The 260-nt window shown below is 66.2% G+C and carries 1 pseudogene; it reads left to right on the top strand.

What is annotated here, in order from left to right:
- A pseudogene (locus R0J88_RS21195) lies at positions 1-260 on the top strand (propionyl-CoA--succinate CoA transferase); the annotation flags it as partial.

Below are 260 nucleotides of genomic sequence, written 5' to 3'. Positions count from 1 at the left end.
CGGCCGGCTTCTCGAACCTGACCGCGTACACCGAGGTGATCCAGGACGGCATGCTCGACCTGCTCGACGACGGCACGCTGAGTTTCGCGTCGGCCACCGCGCTGTCGCTGAGCCCGGCCGCCGTGCAGCGCTTCGCCGACGAGATCGCGACGTTCCGCGAAAAAATCCTGCTGCGCCCGCAGGAGATCAGCAACCATCCGGAACTCGTGCGCCGGCTCGGCTGCATCGCGATGAACGGGATGATCGAAGCCGACATCTAC

Source organism: Pseudoalteromonas sp. SIMBA_162 (genome assembly GCF_046535955.1).
In the GTDB taxonomy this organism is placed as follows: Bacteria; Pseudomonadota; Gammaproteobacteria; order Enterobacterales; family Alteromonadaceae; genus Pseudoalteromonas; species Pseudoalteromonas marina.
Note: the sequence above shows the minus strand (reverse complement) of the source record. Positions and strands in the feature narration are given on the sequence as shown.